Annotated in this window: 24 protein-coding genes; 11 read left to right on the forward strand and 13 right to left on the reverse strand. The window is 69.4% G+C overall.

Annotated features, from left to right (window positions below; genetic code table 11):
• Window positions 1-52: 52 nt before the first annotated feature.
• Window positions 53-2014, forward strand: a complete 1962-nt coding sequence (locus AB0B91_RS27205; RefSeq protein ID WP_358325120.1) for a DUF5107 domain-containing protein — start codon at window positions 53-55, stop codon at window positions 2012-2014.
• Here the strand turns inward: AB0B91_RS27205 and AB0B91_RS27210 are convergent.
• Genes AB0B91_RS27210 through AB0B91_RS27220 form a run of 3 tightly spaced genes read right to left on the reverse strand, consistent with a single transcriptional unit; the run spans window position 2001 to window position 3505 of the window.
• The gene (locus tag AB0B91_RS27210) at window positions 2001-2330 is read right to left on the reverse strand and encodes a hypothetical protein (RefSeq protein ID WP_358325122.1); all 330 of its coding nucleotides are present in this window, start codon (window positions 2328-2330) and stop codon (window positions 2001-2003) included. The two genes, AB0B91_RS27205 and AB0B91_RS27210, sit on opposite strands and share 14 nt — an antisense overlap.
• The gene (locus AB0B91_RS27215; RefSeq protein ID WP_358325125.1) at window positions 2299-2847 is read right to left on the reverse strand and encodes a hypothetical protein; all 549 of its coding nucleotides are present in this window, start codon (window positions 2845-2847) and stop codon (window positions 2299-2301) included. Before AB0B91_RS27215 ends, AB0B91_RS27210 begins: the two co-directional genes overlap by 32 nt.
• 46 nt (window positions 2848-2893) lie before the next feature.
• The gene (locus AB0B91_RS27220; protein WP_358325128.1) at window positions 2894-3505 is read right to left on the reverse strand and encodes a VC0807 family protein; all 612 of its coding nucleotides are present in this window, start codon (window positions 3503-3505) and stop codon (window positions 2894-2896) included.
• 134 nt (window positions 3506-3639) lie between these two features.
• Between AB0B91_RS27220 and AB0B91_RS27225 the strand changes: the two genes are divergently transcribed.
• Window positions 3640-4197: a TetR/AcrR family transcriptional regulator C-terminal ligand-binding domain-containing protein gene (locus AB0B91_RS27225; protein ID WP_358325131.1), complete on the forward strand. Its 558-nt coding sequence runs from the start codon at window positions 3640-3642 to the stop codon at window positions 4195-4197.
• A 3-nt stretch (window positions 4198-4200) separates the two neighbouring features.
• On the opposite strand, the gene glgC is transcribed toward AB0B91_RS27225, so the two are convergent.
• A complete protein-coding gene (gene glgC / locus AB0B91_RS27230; protein WP_358325133.1) occupies window positions 4201-5484 on the reverse strand; it encodes a glucose-1-phosphate adenylyltransferase in 1284 nt (427 codons plus the stop codon).
• 48 nt (window positions 5485-5532) lie between these two features.
• Between glgC and glgA the strand changes: the two genes are divergently transcribed.
• Window positions 5533-6711: a glycogen synthase gene (glgA, locus tag AB0B91_RS27235; RefSeq protein ID WP_358325136.1), complete on the forward strand. Its 1179-nt coding sequence runs from the start codon at window positions 5533-5535 to the stop codon at window positions 6709-6711.
• Between the two features lie 10 nt (window positions 6712-6721).
• Here glgA and AB0B91_RS27240 read toward each other — a convergent pair whose 3' ends face one another.
• Together AB0B91_RS27240 and AB0B91_RS27245 are read right to left on the reverse strand one after the other, a co-directional pair.
• Window positions 6722-8017, reverse strand: a complete 1296-nt coding sequence (locus tag AB0B91_RS27240) for a hypothetical protein (protein ID WP_358325140.1) — start codon at window positions 8015-8017, stop codon at window positions 6722-6724.
• Between the two features lie 79 nt (window positions 8018-8096).
• Window positions 8097-8465: a PH domain-containing protein gene (locus tag AB0B91_RS27245; RefSeq protein WP_358325143.1), complete on the reverse strand. Its 369-nt coding sequence runs from the start codon at window positions 8463-8465 to the stop codon at window positions 8097-8099.
• 102 nt (window positions 8466-8567) lie between these two features.
• On the opposite strand from AB0B91_RS27245, the gene AB0B91_RS27250 reads away from it, so the two are divergent.
• The gene (locus AB0B91_RS27250; protein WP_358325145.1) at window positions 8568-10046 is read left to right on the forward strand and encodes an Nramp family divalent metal transporter; all 1479 of its coding nucleotides are present in this window, start codon (window positions 8568-8570) and stop codon (window positions 10044-10046) included.
• A 134-nt stretch (window positions 10047-10180) separates the two neighbouring features.
• Here AB0B91_RS27250 and AB0B91_RS27255 read toward each other — a convergent pair whose 3' ends face one another.
• Together AB0B91_RS27255 and AB0B91_RS27260 are read right to left on the reverse strand one after the other, a co-directional pair.
• Window positions 10181-10651: an OsmC family protein gene (locus AB0B91_RS27255; protein ID WP_358325148.1), complete on the reverse strand. Its 471-nt coding sequence runs from the start codon at window positions 10649-10651 to the stop codon at window positions 10181-10183.
• A 75-nt stretch (window positions 10652-10726) separates the two neighbouring features.
• On the reverse strand, window positions 10727-11134 hold the full coding sequence (locus AB0B91_RS27260) for a nitroreductase family deazaflavin-dependent oxidoreductase (protein WP_358325151.1): 408 nt from the start codon (window positions 11132-11134) through the stop codon (window positions 10727-10729).
• A gap of 144 nt (window positions 11135-11278) precedes the next feature.
• Between AB0B91_RS27260 and AB0B91_RS27265 the strand changes: the two genes are divergently transcribed.
• Genes AB0B91_RS27265 through AB0B91_RS27290 form a run of 6 tightly spaced genes read left to right on the forward strand, consistent with a single transcriptional unit; the run spans window position 11279 to window position 18606 of the window.
• On the forward strand, window positions 11279-12277 hold the full coding sequence (locus AB0B91_RS27265; protein WP_358325154.1) for a LacI family DNA-binding transcriptional regulator: 999 nt from the start codon (window positions 11279-11281) through the stop codon (window positions 12275-12277).
• Complete coding sequence (locus AB0B91_RS27270) at window positions 12274-13536, forward strand: sugar ABC transporter substrate-binding protein (protein ID WP_358325157.1); 1263 nt, start codon at window positions 12274-12276, stop codon at window positions 13534-13536. The genes AB0B91_RS27265 and AB0B91_RS27270 overlap by 4 nt, the downstream gene beginning before the upstream one ends.
• Before the next feature lie 2 nt (window positions 13537-13538).
• On the forward strand, window positions 13539-14417 hold the full coding sequence (locus AB0B91_RS27275) for a sugar ABC transporter permease (RefSeq protein WP_358325159.1): 879 nt from the start codon (window positions 13539-13541) through the stop codon (window positions 14415-14417).
• Window positions 14414-15235, forward strand: a complete 822-nt coding sequence (locus AB0B91_RS27280; protein ID WP_358325162.1) for a carbohydrate ABC transporter permease — start codon at window positions 14414-14416, stop codon at window positions 15233-15235. The genes AB0B91_RS27275 and AB0B91_RS27280 overlap by 4 nt, the downstream gene beginning before the upstream one ends.
• 12 nt (window positions 15236-15247) lie before the next feature.
• Window positions 15248-16771 carry a glucoamylase family protein gene (locus AB0B91_RS27285; protein ID WP_358325165.1) on the forward strand — a complete coding sequence of 508 codons (1524 nt, stop codon included), beginning with the start codon at window positions 15248-15250 and terminating at the stop codon, window positions 16769-16771.
• Window positions 16772-16797: 26 nt separating this feature from the next.
• Window positions 16798-18606, forward strand: coding sequence for a hypothetical protein (locus AB0B91_RS27290; protein WP_358325168.1), 1809 nt, complete (start codon window positions 16798-16800; stop codon window positions 18604-18606).
• A 125-nt stretch (window positions 18607-18731) separates the two neighbouring features.
• On the opposite strand, the gene AB0B91_RS27295 is transcribed toward AB0B91_RS27290, so the two are convergent.
• The 5 genes from AB0B91_RS27295 to AB0B91_RS27315 all read right to left on the reverse strand — a co-directional run bounded on the left by AB0B91_RS27295 (window position 18732) and on the right by AB0B91_RS27315 (window position 23692).
• The gene (locus AB0B91_RS27295) at window positions 18732-19187 is read right to left on the reverse strand and encodes a hypothetical protein (RefSeq protein WP_358325171.1); all 456 of its coding nucleotides are present in this window, start codon (window positions 19185-19187) and stop codon (window positions 18732-18734) included.
• An 80-nt stretch (window positions 19188-19267) separates the two neighbouring features.
• Complete coding sequence (locus AB0B91_RS27300) at window positions 19268-20635, reverse strand: cellulase family glycosylhydrolase (RefSeq protein ID WP_358326013.1); 1368 nt, start codon at window positions 20633-20635, stop codon at window positions 19268-19270.
• A gap of 2 nt (window positions 20636-20637) precedes the next feature.
• Window positions 20638-21456: a carbohydrate ABC transporter permease gene (locus tag AB0B91_RS27305; RefSeq protein WP_358325174.1), complete on the reverse strand. Its 819-nt coding sequence runs from the start codon at window positions 21454-21456 to the stop codon at window positions 20638-20640.
• Window positions 21453-22415 (reverse strand): sugar ABC transporter permease, encoded by a 963-nt coding sequence (locus tag AB0B91_RS27310; RefSeq protein WP_358325177.1) that lies wholly within the window; start codon window positions 22413-22415, stop codon window positions 21453-21455. The genes AB0B91_RS27305 and AB0B91_RS27310 overlap by 4 nt, the downstream gene beginning before the upstream one ends.
• On the reverse strand, window positions 22412-23692 hold the full coding sequence (locus AB0B91_RS27315; RefSeq protein WP_358325180.1) for an extracellular solute-binding protein: 1281 nt from the start codon (window positions 23690-23692) through the stop codon (window positions 22412-22414). The genes AB0B91_RS27310 and AB0B91_RS27315 overlap by 4 nt, the downstream gene beginning before the upstream one ends.
• A gap of 147 nt (window positions 23693-23839) precedes the next feature.
• Between AB0B91_RS27315 and AB0B91_RS27320 the strand changes: the two genes are divergently transcribed.
• On the forward strand, window positions 23840-24862 hold the full coding sequence (locus AB0B91_RS27320; protein ID WP_358325183.1) for a LacI family DNA-binding transcriptional regulator: 1023 nt from the start codon (window positions 23840-23842) through the stop codon (window positions 24860-24862).
• Window position 24863: the final 1 nt, after the last annotated feature.

Consider the following 24863-nt stretch of genomic DNA (forward strand, 5'->3'; position numbering starts at 1 on the left):
GAAACCCGACGGAAGCTCTTATAGGACGGTTTTATGGGAAAATACTCGCCAAATGCTACGGACATCCTCGGTCGTGCTCCCCGTCTCCCCGCTGGGCCCGGAGAACCCGCTGCCGCCGCTGCGCACGCTGCCCGATCCACGCGGTGGGCTGAGGACGGCCGCGGCCGACGCCGAGATGGCGGCCCAGCTGGCTTACGGGCACGCCGACTCGCTCCTGCCGTACACCTTCCAGGACGGCTACGGCCGCGAGCGCGAGGAGCGGGAGCTGAAGACGGCGGTGCTGGAGAACTCGGTGCTGCGCGCGGAGTTCCTGCTGGAGTACGGCGGGCGGCTGCGCTCGCTGGTGCACCTGCCGACCGGCCGCGAACTCCTGCACAAGCCACCCCACCTGCAACTGGCCAACCTCGGGCTGCGTAACGCGTGGTTCGCCGGGGGAGTGGAGTGGAACCTCGGCACGTTCGGGCACACCGCCCTGGCCTGCGCGCCCGTCCACGCCGTCCGGGTGACCAGGCCCGACGGGGTGCCGGTGCTGCGGATGTACGAGTGGGAACGGATGCGGCGGCTGGTCTACCAGCTCGACGTCAGCCTGCCGCCCGAGTCGCCGGTGCTCCTGGTACACGTCCGGATTTATAACCCTTCGGCGGTGGATGCCCCGGTCTACTGGTGGTCGAACGCGGCGGTGCCGCAGACGCCGGGCAGCCGGGTGCTGGCGCCCGCCTGTCAGGCCTACCACTTCTCCTACGACGGGATGCTGCGGCGCGTGCCGGTGCCGCGCTGGCGCGAGGCCGACCAGTCCTACCCGGCCCGCAACGAGCAGGCCGCCGACTTCTTCTACGAGCTGCCCCGCGCCGAACGCCGCTGGATCGCCGCCCTCGACCAGGACGGCGGCGGGCTGGCGCAGGTCTCCACCGACCTGCTGCGCGGTCGCAAGCACTTCCGCTGGGGCACCGGCGCGGCGGGCCGCAACTGGCAGGACTGGCTGTCCGGCCCCGACCGGCCCTACCTGGAGATCCAGGCCGGACTCACCCGCACCCAGCTGGAGCACGTACGGCTGCCCGCCCGCTCCTCCCTCGCCTGGACCGAGGCGTACGGCCTGCTCCAGGGCGACCCCGCGCGCGTGCACGGCCCCTGGCCCGACGCGCTCGGCCACGTGGGCCGGGCCGTGGACCGGCTGATCTCCCGCGACCGGCTCCAGGCGGCGCACGAGCAGGCCGTACAGCTCGCGTCGGCCGTGCCCGCGGAGGTCCTGCACGTAGGCAGCGGCTGGGGCGCGCTGGAGCGCCGGGCCCTGGCCAAGCGGCGCAGCCGGGTGCTCAACCTGCCGGGCACGCCCTTCGCCGACTGGACGATCGGCCGCGACCAGCAGTCGTGGCTCGCGCTGGTGCGCAAGGGCTCGATCCCCACACCCGCCCCCGCTCTGCCCCCCTCCTCCTACACCGTCGGCCCCGAATGGCGCGCGCTGCTGGAGAAGTCGGTCGAGGAATCGGGCGGCACCTGGTTCACCCTGCTCCACCTGGGCGTGAACCTCTATCACGACGGCGACCACGCCGGGGCGCGGGCCGCGTGGGAACGTTCCCTGACCTGCGCCGAGAACGCGTGGGCGTTGCGCAACCTGGCCGTGCTCGATCCTTCGCGGGCCGCGGACCTGTACGAGCGGGCCCACGCGCTGTCGCCCCGGCTGCGCCCCCTCACCATCGAGACCCTTGCCGCCTTCCTCGCCGCCGGCCGCCCGGACGCCGCCCTCGTCCTGATCGACAAACTCGGCCCCAAGGACCGCTGGCACGGCCGGATCCGCCTGCTGGAATGCCGCGCCGCCCTGGACGCGGGGGATGTCGGGCGGGCCGGGCGAGTGCTGGAGACCGGCCTGGTGGTGGACGATCTGCGAGAGGGGGAGGACACGTTGGACGAGCTCTGGTGGGATTACCATGAGCGGCTGAATCCGACGGGGCGGGCACGGGTCAGGGCGGAGCATCCGCTGCCTTGCCGGTATGACTACAGCGTCAAGCAGTATTAGGGGCGAGGACGTCGTCGAGCGTCGTCGCGGTGGCTGCTCGGTCGATCCACTCTTCTATTTGGTCGAGGTCCGTGCATTGGGTGATGCGGTCGTGAGCGTCTTGGGGCACGCTGATGTCGCGTGCTTTGAGGATCCTGATCAGAGCGGTAGCTTCGCCTTTGCTGACCAGCCCTTTGGCGAAGGGGCTGTATACCGGCCAAACGGCAAGCGACATGATCTCCTCCATAACGCGCCGGGTGGCGAGTGAAGCCAGTCTGTATGCGTATTCATAGTACTGCAGAGAGTCACCTTCGGGGAGCTTGTCCAGGGCCGTCATGAAGGCCTCTGTCACGGTTCTCTGCTGGCCGTGCATCATCACGGACATGGCGGCGAGTTCGAGACACCGCGGCTTGGACATGATCGGTGATGACGGGGATCCGGTCCGGCCCGAAGACTCGGGGCTGGAGGACGAAGCCGGGCAGGCTGGTGACGATCGGCTCCGCCGCCCACGTCGCGACGCGGGCGTCGGGGCAGAGGGCCAGCACCACCACCGGGCACTTCAGCTGCAGCCAAAGCGCCGCCGCGTAGCGCGCCCAGGCCGTGCGTTTGGGATCCTTGGGGTCCTGCTGGATCTCGACGATGACCCCATAGATCGGGTCCTGGCGCGGTCCTATGGTGATCACCGTGTCGGCCTGGAAGTCCAGGGAGAGGCGGTCGTTGAAGTCGCTTCCGGCGACCTCAACGAGTATGTCCGTGGGCAGGTCGACGTCGAAGACATCCCGGAGGATCTCGACGGCGAATGCCGGACGGTTGCGGAAGAGCGCATTGAGTGTGTCATGCGCGGGGGATGGCATGTCACGGAATGATATCAATCAAGTACGCTCCGTAGCCGATCTTTGGTCAACTCACGGAAAGGGCCGCCTCGCCGCGCTTGCCGTACCAGGCGCTCCAGACCGCGATGAGCGCGAGGGTGCCGAGCAGCAGAACTGTCGACAGGCCGGCCATCACGTCCACCGGCAGCAGATAGATGAGCGGGATCCGGATCACCGACTCGGTGAGGAAGGCCGCCGCCCAGGTCAGGGTCATGACGAAGTAGATGCGGCGGAACGTGGGCTCGGCCAGATAGAGGGCGTCCCAGCGGGCGGCGGTGGCGGCGTCCTCGGCGCCGAAGCGTTTGGCCAGGGGGAAGGCGGCGGGGCGGCCAGTCACGCAGGTGGCGACGAGGACGGCGGCGATGACCGCCGTGGTGATCGACTTGACCGCCAGCATGAGGCGCTCGTCCCCGGTGACGAAGGACAGGACCAGGCCGAGGCCGAAGATCAGGCACATGAACGCCGCGTAACCGTCCAGGCGCCGTTCCCTGACGCCGACATAGGCGGTGCGTAAGAGGCCGACGGCCGTGGCCGAGAGCAGGGCGGCGTACTCGCTCATGTGTAACGCGCGCAGCAGGTAGTAGGCGACGACGCTGGGGAGTACATCCCAGAGCGCCACCTTGAGCACGGAGCGGTTCATATGAAGGTCCTTTCCAGTCGGTCAGAGATGCGGGGCAAGGCGCATGCTCAGATTCCTTAACGCGAAAAATCTCGCCCCAAGGTAACCACGGCGGAGGGCTCTAACGCAAGAGAATTCGCGTTAGGGTTAGTGGCATGGAACCTGTACGCCGGCCCGGCGGCCGCAGCGCGAGAGTCCGTACGGCGGTGCATGAAGCCGTCCTCGACCTGCTGGGCAAGGAGGACTGGGACAGACTGAGCATCGCCCAGGTGGCGGAACGTTCCGGTGTGCACCAGGCGACCCTCTACCGGCGCTGGGGCACGCTCGGCGCGCTCATGGACGATGTGGTGACCGAGCGGCTTTCGAAGGGTTCACCGGTGCCCGACACGGGCACGCTGCGCGGCGACCTGGAGGCCTACGCCGTTCAGGTCGCGGCGGACGTGGCGGGGCCACTGGGGCCTCTTTACGTCAGGGCCGCCCAGGTCGGCACCCGCGTCCCGGACGACAACCAGCCGTACTTGACGGACCGGGCCGTGCAGCTCCAGGGCATGCTGGAGCGGGCGGCGGCGCGCGGCGAGAGGCCGCCGACGCTGCTGGAGTTGATGGAGGTGGTGATCGCGCCGCTCTACTATCATGTGATCTTCTTCAACCGGCCGGTCGGCGCCGACCATGCCAGGACGCTGGTCGACCGGTTGCTCAGCCTGCCCCGGTGAGGGTCAGCGGTCGACGATCTCGTTCTTGCCGATGACCACGATCCCGCCCCTGGTCAGCGCGAACCGGGTGCGGTCATAGTCCAGGTCGAAGCCGATCCGCGCGCCGTCGGGGATCACCACGTTCTTGTCGATGATCGCCTTGCGCACGATCGCGCCCCTGCCGACCTTGACGTTCTCCATCAGTACGGAGTCCTCGACCAGCGAGTGCGAGTGCAGCACGACCCTGGGCGACAGGATCGACCGGTTCGCCGTGCCGCCGGACACGATCACGCCGGGTGACACGAGCGAGTCGAGCGCCCGGCCCACCCGGTCGCCGTCGTTGTGCACGAACTTGGCCGGTGGCAGCGGGTCGTGCCCGGTGTGGATCGGCCACTTGTCGTTGTAGAGGTTGAAGATCGGGTGCGCCGAGATGAGGTCCATGTGCGCCTCGTAGTAGGCGTCGAGCGTGCCCACGTCGCGCCAGTAGCCCCGGTCGCGCTCGCTCGAACCCGGCACCACGTTGTTCGCGAAGTCGTACACGTCCGCCCCACCGGACTTGACGAGCATGGGGATGATATTTCCGCCCAGGTCGTGCTTGCTTGTGGGGTCGAGGGCGTCCTCCCGCAGCGCGTCGATCATCGCCTGGGTCTTGAACACGTAGTTGCCCATCGAGGCGAACACCTCGTCGGGGGAGTCGGCGAGCCCCACCGCGTCCTTGGGCTTCTCCCGGAACGCGACGATCCGCCGCCCCTGAGGGTCGGTCTCGATGACGCCGAACTGGTCGGCCAGCGATATCGGCTGCCGGATCGCCGCCACCGTCACGTCCGCACCGGAGTCCTCGTGCTGCTCGACCATCTGCCGCGGGTCCATACGGTAGATGTGGTCGGCCCCGAACACGATCACGTGCTCGGGCATCTCGTCGTAGATCAGGTTCAGGTTCTGGAACAGCGCGTCGGCCGAGCCGGAGAACCATCGCGGGCCCAGCCGCTGCTGCGCGGGGACCGGCGTCACGTAGTTGCCGAGCATCGCCGTCAGCCGCCAGGTGCGGGAGATGTGGCGGTCGAGACTGTGATTCTTGTACTGGGTCAGGACGACGATCTGCAGGTAGCCGCCGTTGGCCAGGTTGGACAGCACGAAATCGATGAGCCGATACATGCCGCCGAACGGCACAGCCGGTTTGGCTCGATCCGCTGTGAGCGGCATGAGCCTCTTTCCCTCTCCACCTGCCAGTACGACCGCAAGAACCCTCCGGGACCTCATATCCGTGACGCTACCCTCAAAATGCCGATCTATCGACGAATCGCCCATCGAACACCGCACGTGCCTGAAACCACCCGAGGATCGTAAGGTCGTGTCATGCGCGTTGATCTGCTCACCCGGGAGTATCCGCCAGAGGTGTACGGCGGTGCCGGGGTGCACATGGAATATCTGGCCAGAGAGCTGCGGCGGCTGGCCGACGTCCGGGTGCGGTGCTTCGGGGCCCCGCGGGACGAGCCGGGCGTCTCCGCCTACCGGGTGCCCACCGGGCTTCAGGCGGCCAACGCGGCCCTTCAGGTGCTCGGGGTGGACCTGGAGATGGCCGCCGCGTGCGAGGGCGCCGGGGTGGTTCACTCGCATACCTGGTATGCCAACTTTGCCGGGCATGTCGCGAAAATGCTGCACGGGGTCCCGCATGTCATCACCACGCACAGTCTCGAACCGCTCCGGCCCTGGAAGGCCGAGCAACTGGGCGGCGGCTACACCATCTCCTCCTGGGCCGAACGGACCGCCCTGGCCGGCGCCGACGCGGTCATCGCGGTCTCGGAGGGGATGCGGCGCGACGTACTCGCCGCCTATCCCGAGATCCCGCACGAGCGGGTGAGCGTCATCCACAACGGCATCGACACCGCCGAATACGCCCCGGACCGGGGCGACGACGTCCTCAAGAAGCACGGCGTGGACCCGGCCAGACCGTACGCCATCTTCGTCGGGCGCATCACCCGGCAGAAGGGGCTGGTCCACCTCCTGCACGCGGCGCGGTCCTTCGACGCCGGCGCGCAGATCGTGCTCTGCGCGGGCGCGCCCGACACGCCGGAGATCGAGGCCGAGGTTACGGGCCTGGTGCGCGACCTCGGCCGGCAGCGCGACGGGGTGATCTGGATCTCCGAGATGCTGCCCAAGATCGAGGTGATCCAGCTGCTCACGCACGCGTCGGTGTTCGTGTGCCCGTCGGTGTACGAGCCGATGGGGATCGTGAACCTGGAGGCGATGGCCTGCGAGACGGCCGTGGTGGCGACGGCGACCGGCGGCATCCCCGAGGTGGTGGCCGGCGGGGAGACGGGGCTGCTGGTGCCGATCGACCAGGGCGCCGACGGGACGCCGCACGACCCCGAGCGCTTCGCCGCCGACTTCGCCGAGCGGGTCAACGAACTGCTGGAGAGTCCGGCGCGGGCCACGCGGATGGGGGTGGCCGGGCGGGCCAGGGCCGTCGAGCACTTCTCCTGGGAACGCATCGCGCACCGGACCATGGACCTCTACACCTCGCTGCGCGCCTGAGAGGACAGGGTCAGCGGGTACGCCAGAGCATGGCGCGGGCCAGGCCCTTCTCGGGATGGGAGGAGCCGGCCGCGTAGACCTGGGTGGTGCCGGGGCGCTGGGCGAGGGCGTCGATCGTGCCGTCGAGGGTCTGCGACGTCCAGCGTCCGCCGGCGAAGTGCAGGAGGCGCGACCCGGTCGAGTCGAGCACCCACATGCCGTCCCGGCCGTCCGGCTCGGCCTGGGTGAACGTGGAACCGAGCGCGCCCCACCGGCACCGCCACGTGCCGCCGTCCCAGTGCAGGGCGACCGGGCGGGAGCGCTCCAACGGCTCGTCGTTCTTGGAGAACTCACCGGGCACCAGCCACGACACCCCGCCGACCACCCACACGTCGGCCGGCCCGAGCACCACGACGTCGCTGAGCCGGACCCGCGGGGACTCCGCCTTGGCCGGCAGGCCGAGCGCGGGCACGCCGACCCGCTGCCAGGCCGCGCCGTTCCAGCGGGCGGCCGGTCCCTGGTCGACCAGTGGCCCGCTGACCGTCCACACGTCGCCGCCGCGTTTGTTACCACCGCTGTTGCCCGAGCCGCCGCCGCTCCCGCTGCCGCCGCCCACCGCGCCGGCGGGGGCCGGGAGATCGTGGTGCTGCCAGGTGGAGCCGTTCCACCACAGCGCCGAGCGGCCACTGACCGCCCAGGCGCCGCGCGCCGCCGTGCCGCCCGCGCCGAACGTGTCGCCGAGCCGCCCGGTGAGCCGCTGCGCCGTCCACCTGTCATCCTGGAACGCGCCGACGAGCCCGGACCTGCCGTCCGCCAGGCCGAACACCCAGGCGTTGGCCGCGGACGTCGCGCCGAGCGCGGTGACCTGGACGCCCGGCAGCGAGTACGACGTCCACCGCTTGCCGTCCCATCGCCGCAGGCCCGCGAAGGTCGTCTCCACGGACTCGGCCGCCAGGCGCTGGGTGAGGTGGGTGGCCCAGACGGCGCCGTCCCGGCCGACGGCGAGATCATGGAGCGTGCCGTAGCCCTCGTCGGTGGCCACGGCACGCCAGCCGGGCTCGGCCTTGGCCGCGCGGAGGTCGTCGGTATCGGCCGGTGGCTGGACGCAGGCGGCGGGCTTGGCGGGGAGCGCGGGCAGGTCACTGCCGATCACCGGCACCGGCGACGTGCCAGGGGTCGAGGCCGGACTCGGCGCGGCCGTGCCGGGACGCGAGGTGGTGGCGGCGCCCGTGCCGAGGGGCGAGGCGGGAGCCGGAGGAGTGGCGGTGCAGGCGGTGACCGCCAGCACGGCCAGGCCCGCCGTACAGACACGTGCGACTCGGCTCACCCAGCCCGCCCCCTTCGCGTGACCCCGTGATCTCCGCAGGATAGGTCAGTCCGGGCCGCCGTGCCCCTTACGACGACGGTCAGGTTCGCGATATGTGATGCAAGATCACGTTGTGTACGTGATGCGCCTTGTTGTCGCCGCGGAAGTCGACTTCGTACGTGTGCGTCCCGACGTGGATGGCGATCGCGCCCGAGGAGAAGAACCCGCCGGCGAACGACTTGTTGCTCACCACGCTCACCGCCGAGATCTTGCTGTAGGGGATGCTGGTGATCGCGATGCGCTTGCCCGCGAACGACTTGTCCTGGACGATGACCCGCCGATCGGTCAGCCCCAGGAATCCCGTCCCCGTGCCGATGGCGTCGTACACCGCGATGATCTGTTCGCCCGGCAGCAGCCCGCTCTCGATCTGCCTGAGCTGTTCTTTTCTGTCATAGGGGATGTCAGCCATGCCTGGGCAACGACCAGGGCCCACGGCAGCGTTCCGCACGCGTGGATTGGGTCTTGTAGCCGGTGGGGTTCTGGATCACCCTGAACGGCAGGAGGCCCTGACATGTCGCATCCACTCGGAGTAAGCCGCCCGGATCTCACCGTCACAGACCTGCCCACCCCGGAAGAGGTGTTCAAGGTCTCCAAGATCGGCCCGAAAGAGCTGGTCAAGTACGCGATCGGGCCCAGCCTGATCGCCCTCGGCATCTCCATCGGGAGCGGCGAGTGGCTGCTCGGGCCGCTGAACGTGGGGCAGTACGGCTTCGTCGGCGTCGGCTGGGTCATTCTGGTCTCCGCCCTCCTCCAGACGTTCTACAACGTCGAGTGCTCCCGCTACGTCGTCGCCACCGGCGAGACCCCCGTGGTCGGCTGGGGCCGGGTGCCGCCGGGCTGGAAGCTCTGGGTCCCGCTGTCGGTACTCGTGGTGATCTTCGCCTTCATCGCGGGCGGGTGGGCCGCCTCGGCGGGACAGGGCGTCTACGCGCTCGTCCACGGCACCGTCGCGCCCGCCGACGCCGAGGAGCCGCGGCTGTGGGCCATCGCGCTGCTGGTGCTGGTCTTCCTGATCACCGCCCTGGCCAAGCGGATCAGCCGCGTGCTGGAGCTGGCGAACTGGATGATGGTCAGCGCCATCCTCCTCGCCCTGCTCGCCGTGGACCTGCTCATCGTGCCGTGGAGCCAGTGGTGGGAGGGCATCCGCGGCTTCGTCACCCCGGCCGCCCCGCCCGCGGGCATCACGGCGACCCAGCTCGGCGGCCTGGCCGGGTTCACCGCCCTGGCCTCCGGCCTGAACTGGTACGTCATGGGCCACTACCGGGACAAGGGTTACGGCATGGGCTATCGCGCCGGATTCCTGTCGGGGATGCGCGGCGAGCGGAGCGAGATCCTGGCCAGCGGCGTCACCTTCCCCGACGACGACCGCAACCGCGGGCTGTGGCGCAGGTGGTACCGGCTGCTGCTCACCGACATGTGGGGGGTGTTCTTCGTCGGCGCCATCCTCGGCATGCTGCTGCCGACGCTGCTCATGTCGCAGGCGGTCACCATGTCGGGCCAGAAGCCCACACGGGCGAACGTGCCGACGTTCGTGGCCGGGGTGCTCGGCGACGAGTACGGTCCGGCGCTGTTCTATGTGGCGCTGGTGCTGGGGGTGCTGATCCTGTTCTCCACCCAGTTAGGCATCTTCGAGGCCATGGTCAGGGTCATGACGGACGCGGCGCACGCCACCAGCCCCCGGCTGCGCGGGCTGATCGAGGGTGACCCGCGCCGCTTCTACTACCCGTTCATGATCGTGCTGCTGGTGATCATCTCGGTCGTCATCCACCTCTCGCTGCCGGTCGGGCTGGTGGAGTGGTCGGCCAACATGTCGAACCTGGGCGCGCTGATCTACCCGTTCCTGCTGATCTACCTGAACAGCAGGCTGCCCCGGCCCGCCCGTCCCCGGCCGTGGCACTACGCGATCCTGATCTTGAACTTTCTGTTCTTCGGCTTCTTCTTCGTCAACTTCATCGCCGACTTCATCGGGGATCCGTTGGTGACGTTCTAGGTCATTATTTTTTACGGCAGGCATGGGCCGGCCCCACCCGCCGACGCGGGTGACCGGCCCTCCAGGGGCACGCTCCTCCGCCTCGCCGGCTCGCCGCCGTTACGTGCGTCTCGTTGACCGTGGCTTCCGTGATCTCAGGCGTCGAGGATCACTGGCTCGTGGTGGATGGGGAAGTTGGTGGAGTTGGCGATGAAGCAGAGTTTGTTCGCCTCGGCGTGCAGTTCCATGGCCTTGTCGTGCAGGCTCCGGGTGGTGATCATGACCGTGGGGTGCAGGGTGACCTCGGAGAAGCGGCCGCCGCCGCTGGAGTCCACGACCATGGTGCCCGTCGGCTCGTCGACGTAGGAGGTCACGACGATGCCGTTGAGCGAGCACAGGTGGAGATACCACAGCATGTGGCACTGCGACAGCGACGCCACCAGCAGCTCCTCCGGGTTCCAGCGAGCGGGGTCGCCGCGGAAAGCGGGATCGGCCGACCCGGGCAGGGCGGGCTTGCCCTCGGCCGCCACCTCGTGCTCGCGGCCGAAGGAGCGATAGCCGGAGGTGCCCTCGCCCCGGTTGCCGGTCCAGGTGACGCTGACGCTGTAGTGATGTTCGCGGCTCATGCGATCCATCATCGATCACGCCCCTTCCCGGTGGTCCACCCGCCCCGCCGTACGAGGACGGGGCGGTCGCACCGGTCAGGTGTTGATGGATTCGAGGACGACGATCGGGATCTTCCGATCGGTCTTCTGCTGGTAGTTGTCGTAGTCGGGCCAGGTGGCGGCCATCAACCGCCACAGTTCGGGCCGTTCCTCGTCCGTGGCGGTACGCGCGCGGGCCCTGAACTTGTCGGCCTTCACCTGCACCCCGACCTCGGGATCGGCCTGCAGGTTCTTGTACCAGTCGGGGTGATCCGGATCGCCGCCCTTGGAGGCGACGACGACGTGGTCGCGTCCGTGCCGCTGGTAGATCAGCGGCGTCGTGTAGGCCTTGCCGGACTTACGACCCTTGGTGGTCAGAAGGAGGGTCACGGTGTTGTTCCAGTCGTGTCCCTCGGCGCCGTCGGTCTCCTGATAGCGCTGGACGTGTTCCTTGCCAAAGAGCATGCCTGCCGCCTACCCCGCGTCGGCGTAACCTCACCGTTACCGGGCGGGGTCTGTACGAGAAGTTGACACGCCTGACACACTGCCTTTCTGTAAGCGCTTACATCGTCGGTTGTGGAAGCGCTTACAGAAAGAGGAGCGGCCTGGATGGACGTGACGATCTACGAGGTGGCGCGGCGGGCGGGCGTGTCGATCGCGACCGTGTCGCGGACCCTGCGCGGCACCGGGCCGGTGGCGCCCAAGACGCGGGAGAAGGTGCTGAAGGCGGTCGAGGAGCTCCGGTTCACGCCCAGCCGCCTCGGCGTCAGCCTGGCCGAGGGCCGCCACGCCGCCAACGGCATCGTCTTCCCCAACCTCGCGGGCCCCTACTACACCGAGGTGCTCCTCGGCTACGAGGAGGTGGCCTCCGAGCTGGGCCGGTCGGTGGTGATCCTGTCCACCAAGGGCCGCACCCGGGTGCACGACCTGGTCAAGGACCTCGCGGGGCGGGTGGACGGCCTGATGGTGTTCGGCCATACGGCTCCGGACGACCTGGTCGCCGAGCTGGTCCGGATGGGCATGCCGCTGGTGTTCGTCTCCCGCGAGCCGCTCGCCGGGGCCGACACGCTGCGCAGCGAGAACACCGCGTCGGCCCGCGCGCTGGCCCGGCACCTCCTGGAGCACGGCTACCAGAGGTTCGTCTTCCTCGGCGCGCCGATCGCGACCGGAGACGACGTGGACGAGCGCTGGCAGGGCGTCAGGTCCGTCCTCGGCAGTGCGATCGAGGCGGTGCCGACGGAGCACTACACGGTCGAGTGCGGCTACCAGGCCGCCAGGACCCTGCTGCGCGCTCCGGCCCGGCCCCAGGCGATCGTCTGCTCCGATGACGAGGTGGCGCTGGGCGCCCTGCTCGCCGCGGAGGAGCTCGGACTCGCCGTACCCGACGAGCTGGCCGTGACCGGGTGGGACGACATCATGGCCGCCCGCCACGCCCGCCCGGCGCTGACCACCATCCGCCAGCCGATGCGCGAACTGGGCGCGCGCGCCGCGCGGGCGCTCGACGAGCTGATCACCGGCGCCCGTGACACCCCGAGACACCTCGTCCTGACCACCGAGCTGGTGCTGCGCGCCAGTTGCGGTCACCACCCCCAGGAGGAACCCCGTTGAACACCTCGACCCGGCGCTCCGCCGCCGGCCTGCTCACCCTCGCGATACTGGTCACCGGCTGCGGGCGCAGCGCCGACAAGGCCCCAGAAAAGGCACAGGACGTCAAGTCCGGCGCGGTCTCCGGCGAGATCACGGTCTGGGCGATCGGGGAGGAGGGCAAGGCGCTCGGCGCGTTCGCCAAGGACTTCGAGACCGCCAACCCGGGCGTCAAGGTGAACGTGACGCCGATGGGCTGGGACATCGCCCACGACAAGATCACCTCGGCCATCGCGGGCAGTGCCACCCCCGACATCAGCATGATCGGCTCCACCTGGGCGGGCGAGCTGTCCAAGACCGGCGTGCTCGACCCCACGCCCGGCAACCTCATCGACAAGGCCGACTTCTTCCCCGGCGCCTGGCAGACCGTGGACGTGAACGGCACCGCGTACGGGGTGCCGTGGTACGTCGAGACCCGCGTCCTGTACTACCGCACGGACCAGGCCGAGAAGGCGGGCGTCAAGCCGCCGGCCACCTGGGCCGAGGTCAAGACGTTCGCCAAGGCGCTGAAGGAGAAGGGCGGCGCCAAGAAGGGCTTCAACCAGGGCTACACCGAGGGCTCCTGGCAGGAGCTGGTGCCGCTCATCTGGCAGGCCGGCGGCGAGATCGTCAAGGACGGCAAGTACACCTTCGACACCCCCGAGGCGGTGACCGCGCTCAAGCAGTACGCCTCGCTCTTCCAGGAGAAGCTGGCCCCGAACGACACCCCCAAGGGCGCCTTCCCGCAGAACTTCATCAAGGGCGAGGTCGGCGGCTTCTTCTCGGGCCCGTGGATGATCGGCGTGCTGGACAACGACGGCGGCGCGGGCTTCAAGGACAAGTTCGACGTCGCGCCCTACCCGAAGGGCCCGGTCTCGGCCACCAGCTTCGTCGGCGGCTCCGACCTGGTCGTCTTCAAGCAGGCCAAGAACCGCGACGCCTCGTGGAAGTTCATCCAGTGGCTCACCGACCCCAAGGTGCAGGCCAAGTGGTACACGACGGTGAAGGCGCTGCCCAGCGTCCAGTCAGCCTGGCAGGAGCCCGAGCTGGCCGCGGACCGGCAGTTGAAGGTCTTCGGGGAGCAGCTCAAGGACGCCAAGACGCCGCCGCCGTATCCGACCTGGGAGCAGGTGTCGAAGGTGTTCGAGACCGAGCTGGAGAAGCTGGCGCTGGGCAAGCAGACGCCGGAGCAGACGGCCAAGGCCATCCAGGCGCAGGCCGACACGATCGGCACCGGCCTTTAGTGATGGCGCTCCTTCGCAGGGGCGGGCTCGGCTGGGTGTTCGTGCTGCCGTTCCTCGTCATGTTCGTGGTGTTCTACCTTGGGCCGCTGCTGGCCGGGCTGGGCATGAGCTTCACCGACATGCGGAGCACGGACGTCGCCGACCCGCTGGCCGTCGACCTGGTCGGCGTCGAGAACTACCTCAGGCTGGCCGGCGACGAGGCGATGCGGAAGGCGGCGCTGAACACCGCGATCTTCGTGGTCACCGGGCTGCCGCTGACCATCGGACTCGGCCTGGCCGCCGCCGTGGCCCTGAACTCCGGCATCGCCCGCCTGCCCGCCGCGTTCTTCCGGCTCGGCTACTACCTGCCGCACATCACCAGCATCATCGGTGTCGCGGTCGCCTGGAAGTTCCTGCTGGAGCCGGAGGCGGGACTGGTCAACCGGCTGCTGGAGCTGGTCGGCCTGCAAGGGCCCGCCTGGCTCCAGGAGCAGGCCACCGCGCTGCCGTCGATCATCGTGATGACCGCCTGGCGGAGCTTCGGGTTCGACATGGTGGTCTTCCTCGCGGCGCTCCAGGGGATCCCTCGGGAGCTGTACGAGGCGGGGGAGGTGGACGGGGCCGGGCGGTGGGCGCGGTTCAGGTCGATCACGCTGCCGCAGCTGCGGCCGGTGATCCTGTTCTGCACCGTCTACAGCTCGACCGGGTTCCTGCAGTTCCTGGAGGAGCCGCTGATCATGACCGGTGGCGGGCCGCTGAACTCCACGTTGTCGGCCTCGCTGGCGATCTTCAAGCAGTTCGGGGTGGGCAACTACGGCTACGCGGGTGCCGCGGCAAGCGTGCTGTTCATGGTGATCATCGCGCTGGCCGTACTGCAGCTCAGGATCGGGAGGGCGCGGTGAGACGGACCCGCGGGCAGAAGCTGATCACCTACCTCGGCCTGAGCGTCGGGTTGCTGCTGGTCGTCGGGCCGTTCTTGTGGGCGGGGCTCAGCTCGGTCAAGCCGGAGGCGGAGATCCGGCGCGATCCGCCGACGTTCTGGCCCGAGACGTTCACGCTGGACAACTACACCGAGCTGCTGCACCGGGTGCACCTCGGGCAGGCGTTCGTGAACAGCGTGATCGTCGCGCTGGTGATCGTCGCCGGGAACCTGCTGTTCTGCTCGATGGTCGGCTACGGCTTCGCCAAGCTGCGCTTCCGCGGCAGGAACGCCGTCTTCGGGCTGGTGCTGGTGCAGATGGCGGTGCCGGCGATCGTGCTGATGATCCCGCAGTTCGTGCTGATCGCGAAGCTCGGCATGGTGAACACCTTCCTCGGCATCATCCTGCCGGGGCTGATCACGCCGCTGGGCGTGTTCATGATGCGGCAGTTCATCGCGGACCTGCCCGACGAGCTCATCCACGCGGCGCGGGTGGACGGGGCGGGGGAGTTCCGGATCTTCGCCAGGATCGTGCTGCCGCTCTGCAAGCCCGCGATGGCCACGCTGGGCCTGATCACCTTTCTCGGAGCGTGGAACAACTTCCTCTGGCCGGCCGTGGTGGCGCAGTCGGAGGACGTCTACACGCTGCCCGTGGCCCTGAACATCCTCAACGGCCACGAAGGCACGCACTACAACCTGCTCGTCGCCGGGGCGATGATCGTGGTCGCGCCGATCCTCGTCCTGTTCGTCTTCCTGCAGCGCTTCTTCATCCAAGGCATCGCAACATCCGGCCTCAAGTAGAGGAGCACCCCCATGCGCAAGACCGCCTTGCTCGCCGGCCTGCTGGTGCTGGCCGCCGCCGTGCCCAGCCCGGCCAGCGCTTCATCAGGAAATGACACGTTATTTCGGTACGCGAAGGACACGTGGCGGTCGATGACCGCCATGGTCGACCCCGCCACCGGCATCCCGTCCGACAAGGTCACCGGCGACCTGAAGACCAGGGCCAAGGTCACCTCGCCCACCAACATCGGCACCTACCTGTGGAGCACGCTCACCGCCCGCGACCTGCGCCTCATCGGCTCCGACGAGGCCACGGCCCGCGTCGGCAAGGTGCTCGACGGGCTGGAGCGGATGGAGCGCGACACCCCGACGGGCCAGTACTACAACTGGTACGACCCGGCGACCCTCCAGCTCGTCCACACCTGGCCCGACAACGGCGATCCCGTGCAATTGTTCGCCTCCAGCGTGGACAACAGCTGGCTGGCCACGGCCCTCATGATGGTCCGCACCGCCGTGCCCCGCCACTCCGCGCGGGCGGCGCGGCTGGTCACCTCCATGAACTTCGCCTCCTACTACGACCCGGCCGCCCGCCCCGACGCGGGCACCGGGCTGATCCGCGGCGGCTTCTGGCCGGAGAAGCCCGAGGGCTGCTCGGTGGAGAGCGACTATGCGGGCACCGGCACCAAGGTCTGGTCGACCTGCCACCACTACGGCGCGCCCGCCGAGACCCGGATCGCCCAGTACGTGGGCATCGCGCTCGGCCAGATCCCGCGCGAGAGCTACTTCGGCCCGTATCGGACCTTCCCCGACAACGGCTGTGACTTCGGCTGGCAGGAGCAGAAGCCGGTCGGCGCGTGGAAGAAGTACCTGGGCGTCAACGTCTGGGAGGGCACGTACGGCTACCGCGGCCTGCGATTCGTCCCCAACTGGGGAGGTTCGATGTTCGAGGCGCTGATGCCGGATCTGGTCGTCCCCGAGGCGGCGTGGGCGCCCCGGAGCTGGGGCCGCAACCATCCGGTGTTCGTCAAGGCGCAGATCGAGCACGGCCTGCGCGAGGCGAAGTACGGCTACTGGGGCTTCTCGCCGTCCAACGACCCGCACGGCGGCTACCGCGAGTACGGTGTGGACCCGCTCGGCATGGACACCCCCGGCTACACCTCCGACGAGGAGCGCACCAGCACCGATCCGGGCTACGAGGGCTGCCGACCGGCCCAGCCAGAACCCACCGCCTACGGTGACGGAGTGGTCACTCCGCACGCCAGTTTCCTGGCTCTGCCGTACGCGCGGGCCCAGGCGATGGATAACCTGGCCAAGATCCGCAAGAACTTCGACGCCTACGGGCCCGGCGGTTTCTACGACTCCGTCGCGGTCCGCTCGGGCGCCGTGTCGAAGTGGTACCTCGCGCTCGACCAGGGCATGGTCATGGCCGCCCTGGGCAACGTGCTCACCGGAGGCAATCTGCACCGTTACTTCGGCGGCGCCGGCGTCGAGGCGAAGCTCCGGCCGGTGATGGAAATCGAGGAGTGGGCCGTTCAGGGGGCCCCTCCCGCCAACTGACGCTCCAACAGATCGGGGAACCCCAGATGAGTACGGCTGATGCCGCACGCCGTGACTGGCAGGAACGTCTCCACGAGGCGTCGGGTGAGGCGGTCCCGGCCGCCGAGCCGGCCCTTCAGGCGCCGGCCGGGCTGCGGGCCGTCCCCGGTGCGGGCCACGTGACGCTGACGTGGGAACCCGTGCCGGAGGCGATCGGCTACCTGGTGCACCGGGACGGCGTGCCGGTGTCGCAGCCCGACGTGGACGTGGCGGCCGTACCCGAGTGCCGCTACGTGGACACGGGACACGGCGCGGCGTCGTACACGGTCGCGGCGATCGCCGCCATGGAGCTCGTCGGCCCCGCCTCGGACGCGGTGCCGGCGGCTCCGCTGGACGGCGGACCGGCGGCGGTCAACGTGCGGGTCGACGCCGCCGCGGTCACCCGCGACCTGCCCCGGCCGTGGCGGTACATGATCGGCTCCGAGCACCTGTCGTACCTGCTGAGCCAGGACGAGACGGGCGGCCGGCCCATCGGCGCGGAGCTCACCGAGGCGCTGCGCACCGTGCGCGAGGAGTTCGGCGTCGAGACGGTGCGCGCCCACGCGATCCTCGGTGACGACCTCGGCGTCTACAAGGAGGTCGACGGCCAGGCGGTCTACGACTTCGCCAAGGTGGACGAGGTCTACGACACGATCATGGCGCTCGGCCTGCGGCCGATCGTCGAGCTCGGCTACATGCCGCGCGACCTGGCCGCCGACCCGTCCAGGACGGTGTTCGGCTACGAGGCGATCATCTCCCCGCCCAAGGACTTCGAGGCGTGGAGCGACCTGGTCAGAGCGCTGGTCGAGCATCTTGCCGAGCGGTACGGGATCCACGAGCTGATCGACAACTGGGCCTTCGAGGTGTGGAACGAGCCCAACCTCGCCGTCTTCTGGACGGGCACGCCCGAGGAGTACTTCCTGCTCTACGACGTCAGCGCCGCCGCCGTGAAGAACGTCCACCCCGAGCTGCGGGTCGGCGGGCCCGCCTCGGCGGCCAACGGCTGGGTGGAGGAGCTGCTGGCGCACGTCGCCGAGTCGGGCGCGGAGCTCGACTTCATCTCCACCCACACCTACGGCAACGCCCCGCTCGACTGGCGTCCCGCCCTGGCCCGGCACGGCCGGCCGGACACGCCCGTCTGGTGGACCGAGTGGGGGCCCACCCCGACGCACTTCCACGGCATCGGTGACGGGCCGTTCGGGGCCGCGTTCCTGCTGCACGGCATGAAGTCGGCGGCCGGCCGGCTGGCCGCCGTGTCGCACTGGGTGGCCTCGGACCACTTCGAGGAGCTGGGGCGGCCGCCGCGCCTCTTCCACGGCGGCTTCGGCCTGCTGACGGTCGGCAACCTGCGCAAGCCCCGCTTCCACGCGCTCACCCTGGCCGCCCGCCTCGGCGACGCCGAGCTGGCGACCGTGGTCGAGGGCGACGCGGGCGGGGTCGAGGTCTGGGCGGCACGGCACGAGGACGGGCGCGTCGGGGTGCTGGCCTGGAACGGCACCCTCAACCAGGCACAGGCTGACGGGGCCCCCGAGCTGTCGCGCGCGGTCTCCCTGACCGTCGCCGGCCTGGATGGGGACTACATGGTCACCCATCACCGCATCGACGGGGAGCACTCCAACATCGAGGCGGCCTGGCGGTCGATGGGCGGCGGCGACTGGCCCGCCGACGGGCAGTGGGACAAACTGCGCTCGGTCAACACCCTGGACGAGCTGACCCCGGCCACCGCGCTCACGGCCACGGACGGCACGGTGGCGGTGGACTTCGACCTGCCGATGCCGGGCGTCTCCTTCGTCGAACTGACCCCGGTGTCACGCTGAGCCGCCTAAGGCGCCGTGCTGACGATCGGTGCCGCGCTGACGGCGGTCTCCGACGCCCGTGCCTTTGACGCCGCTACCTCTGACGCCGGTACCTCTGACCCGCGTGCCTTTGGCGCCGGGCGGTGTCAGAGGTAGGGGCGGGTGACCGTGACCAGGTCGGTGGCGGCGTCGCGGGTGTCGACGTAGACGGCGGTGTCGGGGGTGCGCTCCCGTACGTCGCGGTCGCGGATCGCGAACACGGCGGGTGCCGCCTCCGCGTCGCCGTAGCGGGAGGTGACGGCGGCGCCGATCGCCCGGCGCATGTCGGCCAGCACGTCGCGGGAGGTGTGCCCGGTCCCGGAGGCGGCCAGGTAGCCGAGCAGCGCCGCGAACCGCGGCTCGACCGCGGCGGCGGGCCGCTGCCGGGGCAGGACCGGGCGGTCGAGCCAGAACACCTTGCCCGCCAGGAAGGCCGCGTAGCTCACCTCGTCATGGTCGAGCGTCCGCGCCGTCTCAGCCAGCAGCTCCCCGAACTCGGCCAGATCCGCCTCGGGCGGCAGGTCCGTGGTGACGAACAGGGGCACGATCAGCGAGTCGAGCATCTGGGTATCCCTCCGTGAGGAGCCTCATCGTAGGGTGCGCCACCGACAATCCCGCGTGATACCACGGCGGTGTCGCAGAATCACCCGCCCAGGTTGCCGGCCAGCAGGTCGAGCAGCGGCTGCCGCCGTACGCACCGCTCCAGCGCGAAGGAGTCGGCCAGCTCGACCACGTCGTCGTCGGACAGCCCCCTGAACAGCTCGGCGTACTCGGGCAGCAGCGCCTGCGCGATCAGGATGTGCCTGATCAGGTCGTCGGCCTGGTAGCGCGCCCCCCACGGGTAGGGGGCCCAGCCGGGAGCCTCGGCGTCGAGCATCGCGTGCAGCGGCGCCAGCACGTCGGCCGACTCCTCCATCGTGGAGCCCCACCGGTCCGCGCCGAGCCGCCGCTTCTTGCCGATGAACGCCCCGAACCTGTCGAGGTACGGCCCGGCCGCGTGCACCAGCCCCTGCAACCCCACGTCCTTGTACGTCCACAGCGACCAACCGGCCCCATGGGCGTCGTAGATGTCGAGCTGGTCGCGCAGGATCCGATAGCGCTGCTCGTCGATCTCAGGGTGACCCGTGTAGACGGGCCCGAACTCGCCCACCCACAGCGGCGTCCCCGTCTCCCGCTGGAACCGGGACCGCTCCTGGAAGGTCCGCTCCAGCTCCCTCCGGTCGCACCACTCGCCGCGGGTGTAGCCGGGGTACGGCCCGCCGTGCGCGAACCCGGCCAGAGCGTAGTCGTGGCAGACGAACACCGTGTTCCCGTACACCTCGCGGAAGATCGAGAAGTCCGTGGCGTAGGTGTTGCCGTCGAGGAACAGCACGTGCCGCGGATCGGCGGCGCGCATCGCCTTCACCAGCCGGTCGTAGAACGGCCCGATCACCTTGCCGCTCGGGTCGCCCGGCTCGTTGGCCGGGTTGTACCCGGCCACCCACGGGTGCTCGCGGTAGCGGTCGGCGATGGCCTCCCACAGGTGGATGGCCCGGTCCTGGAAGTGGCGATGGTTCCAGAAGGCGGCGACGTGGGTGGGGTTGTCGGAGTGCCAGTGCTGGTTCTGCGCGCCGGGCAGGGCGTGCAGGCCGATGACGCTGTACACGCCGTACGAGCCGAGCAGGTCGACGACCCGGTCCAGGTGGCGGAAGCCGTGCTCGATGACCTCGAAGGGCCGCTGGTCGGACTCCAGGTGGCGGTAGTTGACGGGGATCCGCACGCAGTTCACGCCCAGCCCGGCCAGCAGCGCCGCGTCCCGCTCGGTGAAGAACGAGGTCAGCAGCCGCTCGAAGAACAGCTCCGCCCGATCCTCGCCCAGCACCTCCCGTACGGCCTCGCGCATCGAGCTCTCGTTGGCGGGGTAGCCGGTGATGAAGTTCTCCATGTTCAGCCAGCCCCCCAAGCCCACCCCGCGCAGGCGTACCGGAGTGGAGTCGGCGGTGACGAGCTGGGTTCCGGACACCTGCAGCATGTTCACCCTTTCGTGGCTCCTGCGGTGAGGCCACCGATCAGGTGGCGTTCGGCGATGGCGTAGAACCCGAGGGCGGGCACCATGGCCAGGACGAGGTAGGCGAGGATCCGGGCGGTGTCGGAGCTGTACTGGCCCTGGAACTGCTGGATGCCGAGCGGCAGCGTCCATCCCGACTCGTCGCTGAAGACGACCAGTGGCAGCATGAAGTTGTTCCAGCTCCCGACGATCGCCAGGACGGACACGGTGGCCAGCGCGGGCCGGGCCATCGGCAGCAGGATCCGCCAGAAGAAGCCGAAGGCGGTACAGCCGTCGAGGATGGCCGCCTCCTCGATCTCGCCGGGGATGCTCCGGAAGAAGCCGCGCAAGATGAGGATCGTCAGCGGCAGCCCGAAGGCGCCCTGCGTCAGGATCACGCCGAGGGGGCTGTCGAGCAGGCCGAAGGTACGCAGCAGGACGAAGATCGGCAGGATCGCCACCGCGAACGGGAACATCAGCCCCATCGTGAACAGCGTGAACAGCACCTCCCTGCCGCGGAAGGCGAACCTGGCGAAGACGAAGGCGGCCAGCGCCGACAGCGCGACGACGAGCACGGTCGAGGCCAGCGCGATGAACGTGCTGTTCCACAACTGCCGCCAGAACGGGCCGTCGGCGAGCACGTCGGTGTAGTTCGACGGAACCCACGGGTCGGGCAGGCCGAACGGGTTGGTGGACAGCTGGGCGGTGCTCTTGAAGCCGCCGAGCAGGGCGTAGACGACCGGGACGAGGATGAAGGCGCCGACGATCCACGCGATCGCGTGCAGGGGCAGGGCCGGCCGTCTCATCGGTGGTCTCCCATTCTGGTGGTCGCGCCCTCCAGGTCGCGCCGCATCACGAAGCGCTGGTAGGCGAGGGCGAAGACGAGGCTGAGCGCGAACATCACCACGCTGATCGCGCTGGCGTAGCCGACCTGCGAGCGCTTGAACCCGAACTCCAGCATCGTGACGGCCATCGTCTCCGAGGAGTGTGAGGGCCCGCCCTGGGTGAGGATCCAGACCAGGTCGAAGAGCTGGATCGTGTAGATGACCGACAGGAACACGCTGATCCGGATCGTCGGCCCCAGCAGCGGCAGCGTGACGTGCCAGAACACCTGCCTGGAGGTGCCGCCGTCGATCTGCGCGGCCTCGATCAGCTCGTCGGGGATGTTCTGCCGCCCGGCCAGGTAGATCATCATGTGGAAGCCGAAGTACTTCCACGTCATGACCAGGAAGAGCGAGATCATCACCGTGTCGGGATCGGCGAGCCAGTCCGAGTTCAGCCCGACCACGCCCAGGATCAGGTTGCCCACCCCCGCCCCCGGGGAGAGGATCAGCGAGAACAGCACGCCGGTGATCACCTCGGAGAGCACGTACGGCGCGAAGAACACCAGCCGGTACAGTGTCCGCCCGCGGATCCGCTGGTTGAGCAGCATGGCGATGCCCAGCGAGATGGGCAGTTGCACCACGACGGTCAGGACCACGAGGACCACCAGGTGCCAGACGTCGTCCCGGAAGACCTCCGTGCCGAACAGCCGGGTGAAGTTGTCCAGCCCGATGAAGTTCTTCGGCAGCCCGCCGAAGCCGTTCCACTTGAAGACGCTCGCGTACAGGGCGATGAGGATCGGCGCCACGACGAGCAGCAGGAAGAGCACCAGCGCGGGTAGCAGGAACAGCCCGATCGTCACCCAGCCGCGCCGCCGCCCCCGGGAGGGCGACGCGGGGGCGGCGAGCGCGGGCGCCTGCGGCCCCCGGGTCAGCGTCGTCATTCGCTCTTGGCCACTTCCGTGATGGCGTCGACGACCTGCTGGGGCGACTTGGTGCCGCCGATGAGCTGGGCCACGCTGTCGTTGACCTCCTGGCCGACCGCGGGCGGGTACGCCTGGTCCAGGAAGAGCTGGAAGCCGGTGGCGGAGGCCAGCGACTCGGCCACGACCTTCAGGTTGGCGTCCTTGACCGCGCTCTCCTCGCCCTTCAGCACGGGAAGCACCCCGCCGGACTCGACGGCCTTGGCGTGATTGCCCTTCTCGGTCATGAACTTCACGAACTCCACCGCCTCCGGTGGCGCGTCGGCGCCCACGGCGATCCCGCCGCCGCCGCCGAACGCCTCGGTGATCGCGCCCTTGCCGCCGTCGACCGTCGGGAAGGGGAAGAAGCCCAGGTCGCCGCCGAGCCCCTTGCCCGAAGAAGCCTGCACGCTCGGCGCCCACTGGCCCATCAGCTCCATCGCGGCCTTGCCGTTGGACATGGTCGCGGCCTGGCCGTCAGGGGTGCCGTAGCCGGCCCCGAGGAAGCCCTTCTGGAACGGCTGCAGATCGACCAGCGCCTTGAGCTGCTGTCCGGCGGCGACGAAGTCGGGCTTGGTGAAGTCGTGGTCCACCCCGGCCTGCTGCAGGGCGGGCAGCCCGCCGATGCGCATGGCCAGATAGGCCCAGTAGTAGTGGCCGGGCCACTTCTCCTTGCCAGCCAGCGCGATCGGGGTGGTCCCCGACGCCTTCAGCTTCTTGACGTCCTCCAGGAACTCCGCCCACGTGGCCGGCGGCGCGGTGATGCCCGCCTTGGCGAAGAGCCGCTTGTTGTACCAGAAACCGACCATCCCGATGTCGGTCGGCAGCGCGTACGTCTTCCCGTCGAACTGGTAGGCCGCCAGCGACGCCTTGGTGAAGTCGCCCAGAACCGGCGCGACGTCGTCACTGATGTCCTTGACCAGACCCGCGTCGAGCTCCTGCTTCAACACTCCGCCGCCCCACGTGGCGAACAGGTCGGGCGCCTTACCCGACTGCGTGAGCGTGGTCAGCTTGGCCTTGTACGCGTCGTTCTCCAGGACGGTCAGTTTCATCGTCACGTTGGGATGCGCGGCCTCGAACTCCTTGGCCCTGGTCGCCCAGAGCGACTTCAACGGCTCACTGGTCGACAGGTGCCACCATTCGAGCGTCACCTTCGCGGGCGAGGCCGGTTTACCGCTCTGGGCGGGCTCCGCGGTCCCGCCGCCGCCGCAGCCGGCGAGGAGTACGGCCGTGGCGATCAGTACGAGACTGCGCCTCATAGGGGTTCCCTTCTCCGCTCCTGAAAGTTTCGTAGACACCCCGATAATTTCGCTGCCCGGAGCATAAGTATGCAGTCTGGAATGCGTCAATAGCCGCCGTGGGAGCGATTCCAACTCGTCGCCGAAAGTTTCGATAGACTCCGGCTCATGCCAGCGAAGAGGCGGGTGACGATCGCCCTGATAGCCGAGGAGGCCGGGGTCTCGATCCCCACGGTTTCCAAGGTCATCAACGGCCGTCCCGAGGTGGCCCCGGAGACGCGCCACCGGGTCGAGCGGTTGCTGCACGAGCACGGCTACCAGCGGCGCACCAGCCAGGACGACACGCCCTCGGGCCTGGTGGACCTGGTGTTCGCCGAGATCGAGTCGCCGTGGGCGATGGAGATCGTCCGCGGCGCCGAGTCGGCGGCCCGCGACGCGGGAGCCAGCGTCGTCATGTCGGTCCTGCACACCCACGCGGGTCCCGGCCGTGACTGGCTGGACCGCCTCGCCTCCCGGCGGACGGACGGCGTGGTCGTCGTGGCCTCCAAGCTCTCGACCGGCGTCCAGGCGCAGCTCAGCGCCCGCTCACTGCCGTTCGTCGTGGTGGACCCGGAGGGCGAGCCGGCCCCCGGCGTGGTCTCGGTGGGCGCCACCAACTGGCACGGCGGCCTGGCCGCCACCCGCCACCTCCTGGAGCTGGGCCATCGCAGGGTCGCCATGATCAGCGGCCCCGCCGACATGCTCTGCAGCCAGGCGCGCGTCGACGGCTACCGGGCGGCGTTGGAGACCGCGGGTGTCGAGGTGGATCCCGCGCTGATCCGCAGGGGCACCTTCCTGGTCGACTCGGGCCACGACCAGGGCCACGCCCTGCTCTCCCTGCCCGACCCGCCGACGGCGATCTTCGCGGGCAGCGACCTCATGGCCTTCGGCGTCTTCGAGGCCGCCCGCCAGCGCGGCCTGCGCGTCCCGGAGGACCTCAGCGTCGTCGGCTTCGACGACCTGCCCCTGTCGAAGTCGGCCTGGCCCCCGCTGACCACGGTCCGCCAGCCGCTCCAGGAGATGGCCGCCCTGGCGACCCGCACGGTCCTGGCGATGAAGCGCGGCGAGGCGCCGGAGAGCAGAAGGGTGGAACTGGCGACGGATCTCATAGTCCGGGAGAGCACCGCGGCGTTGGTCAAGCGCGAAGCCTGAC

Source organism: Nonomuraea sp. NPDC049141, from assembly GCF_040648415.1.
Classification (GTDB): Bacteria; Actinomycetota; Actinomycetes; order Streptosporangiales; family Streptosporangiaceae; genus Nonomuraea.

Bases quoted from the DNA above. Each gene is read 5' to 3' on its own strand.
- AB0B91_RS27205 (WP_358325120.1), top strand. From the start codon at position 53: ATGCTACGGACATCCTCGGTCGTGCTCCCCGTCTCCCCGCTGGGCCCG.
- AB0B91_RS27210 (WP_358325122.1), bottom strand. From the start codon at position 2,330: ATGACGGCCCTGGACAAGCTCCCCGAAGGTGACTCTCTGCAGTACTAT.
- AB0B91_RS27215 (WP_358325125.1), bottom strand. From the start codon at position 2,847: ATGCCATCCCCCGCGCATGACACACTCAATGCGCTCTTCCGCAACCGT.
- AB0B91_RS27220 (WP_358325128.1), bottom strand. From the start codon at position 3,505: ATGAACCGCTCCGTGCTCAAGGTGGCGCTCTGGGATGTACTCCCCAGC.
- AB0B91_RS27225 (WP_358325131.1), top strand. From the start codon at position 3,640: ATGGAACCTGTACGCCGGCCCGGCGGCCGCAGCGCGAGAGTCCGTACG.
- glgC (WP_358325133.1), bottom strand. From the start codon at position 5,484: ATGGGCGATTCGTCGATAGATCGGCATTTTGAGGGTAGCGTCACGGAT.
- glgA (WP_358325136.1), top strand. From the start codon at position 5,533: ATGCGCGTTGATCTGCTCACCCGGGAGTATCCGCCAGAGGTGTACGGC.
- AB0B91_RS27245 (WP_358325143.1), bottom strand. From the start codon at position 8,465: ATGGCTGACATCCCCTATGACAGAAAAGAACAGCTCAGGCAGATCGAG.
- AB0B91_RS27250 (WP_358325145.1), top strand. From the start codon at position 8,568: ATGTCGCATCCACTCGGAGTAAGCCGCCCGGATCTCACCGTCACAGAC.
- AB0B91_RS27255 (WP_358325148.1), bottom strand. From the start codon at position 10,651: ATGAGCCGCGAACATCACTACAGCGTCAGCGTCACCTGGACCGGCAAC.
- AB0B91_RS27260 (WP_358325151.1), bottom strand. From the start codon at position 11,134: ATGCTCTTTGGCAAGGAACACGTCCAGCGCTATCAGGAGACCGACGGC.
- AB0B91_RS27265 (WP_358325154.1), top strand. From the start codon at position 11,279: ATGGACGTGACGATCTACGAGGTGGCGCGGCGGGCGGGCGTGTCGATC.
- AB0B91_RS27275 (WP_358325159.1), top strand. From the start codon at position 13,539: ATGGCGCTCCTTCGCAGGGGCGGGCTCGGCTGGGTGTTCGTGCTGCCG.
- AB0B91_RS27285 (WP_358325165.1), top strand. From the start codon at position 15,248: ATGCGCAAGACCGCCTTGCTCGCCGGCCTGCTGGTGCTGGCCGCCGCC.
- AB0B91_RS27290 (WP_358325168.1), top strand. From the start codon at position 16,798: ATGAGTACGGCTGATGCCGCACGCCGTGACTGGCAGGAACGTCTCCAC.
- AB0B91_RS27295 (WP_358325171.1), bottom strand. From the start codon at position 19,187: ATGCTCGACTCGCTGATCGTGCCCCTGTTCGTCACCACGGACCTGCCG.
- AB0B91_RS27300 (WP_358326013.1), bottom strand. From the start codon at position 20,635: ATGCTGCAGGTGTCCGGAACCCAGCTCGTCACCGCCGACTCCACTCCG.
- AB0B91_RS27305 (WP_358325174.1), bottom strand. From the start codon at position 21,456: ATGAGACGGCCGGCCCTGCCCCTGCACGCGATCGCGTGGATCGTCGGC.
- AB0B91_RS27310 (WP_358325177.1), bottom strand. From the start codon at position 22,415: ATGACGACGCTGACCCGGGGGCCGCAGGCGCCCGCGCTCGCCGCCCCC.
- AB0B91_RS27315 (WP_358325180.1), bottom strand. From the start codon at position 23,692: ATGAGGCGCAGTCTCGTACTGATCGCCACGGCCGTACTCCTCGCCGGC.
- AB0B91_RS27320 (WP_358325183.1), top strand. From the start codon at position 23,840: ATGCCAGCGAAGAGGCGGGTGACGATCGCCCTGATAGCCGAGGAGGCC.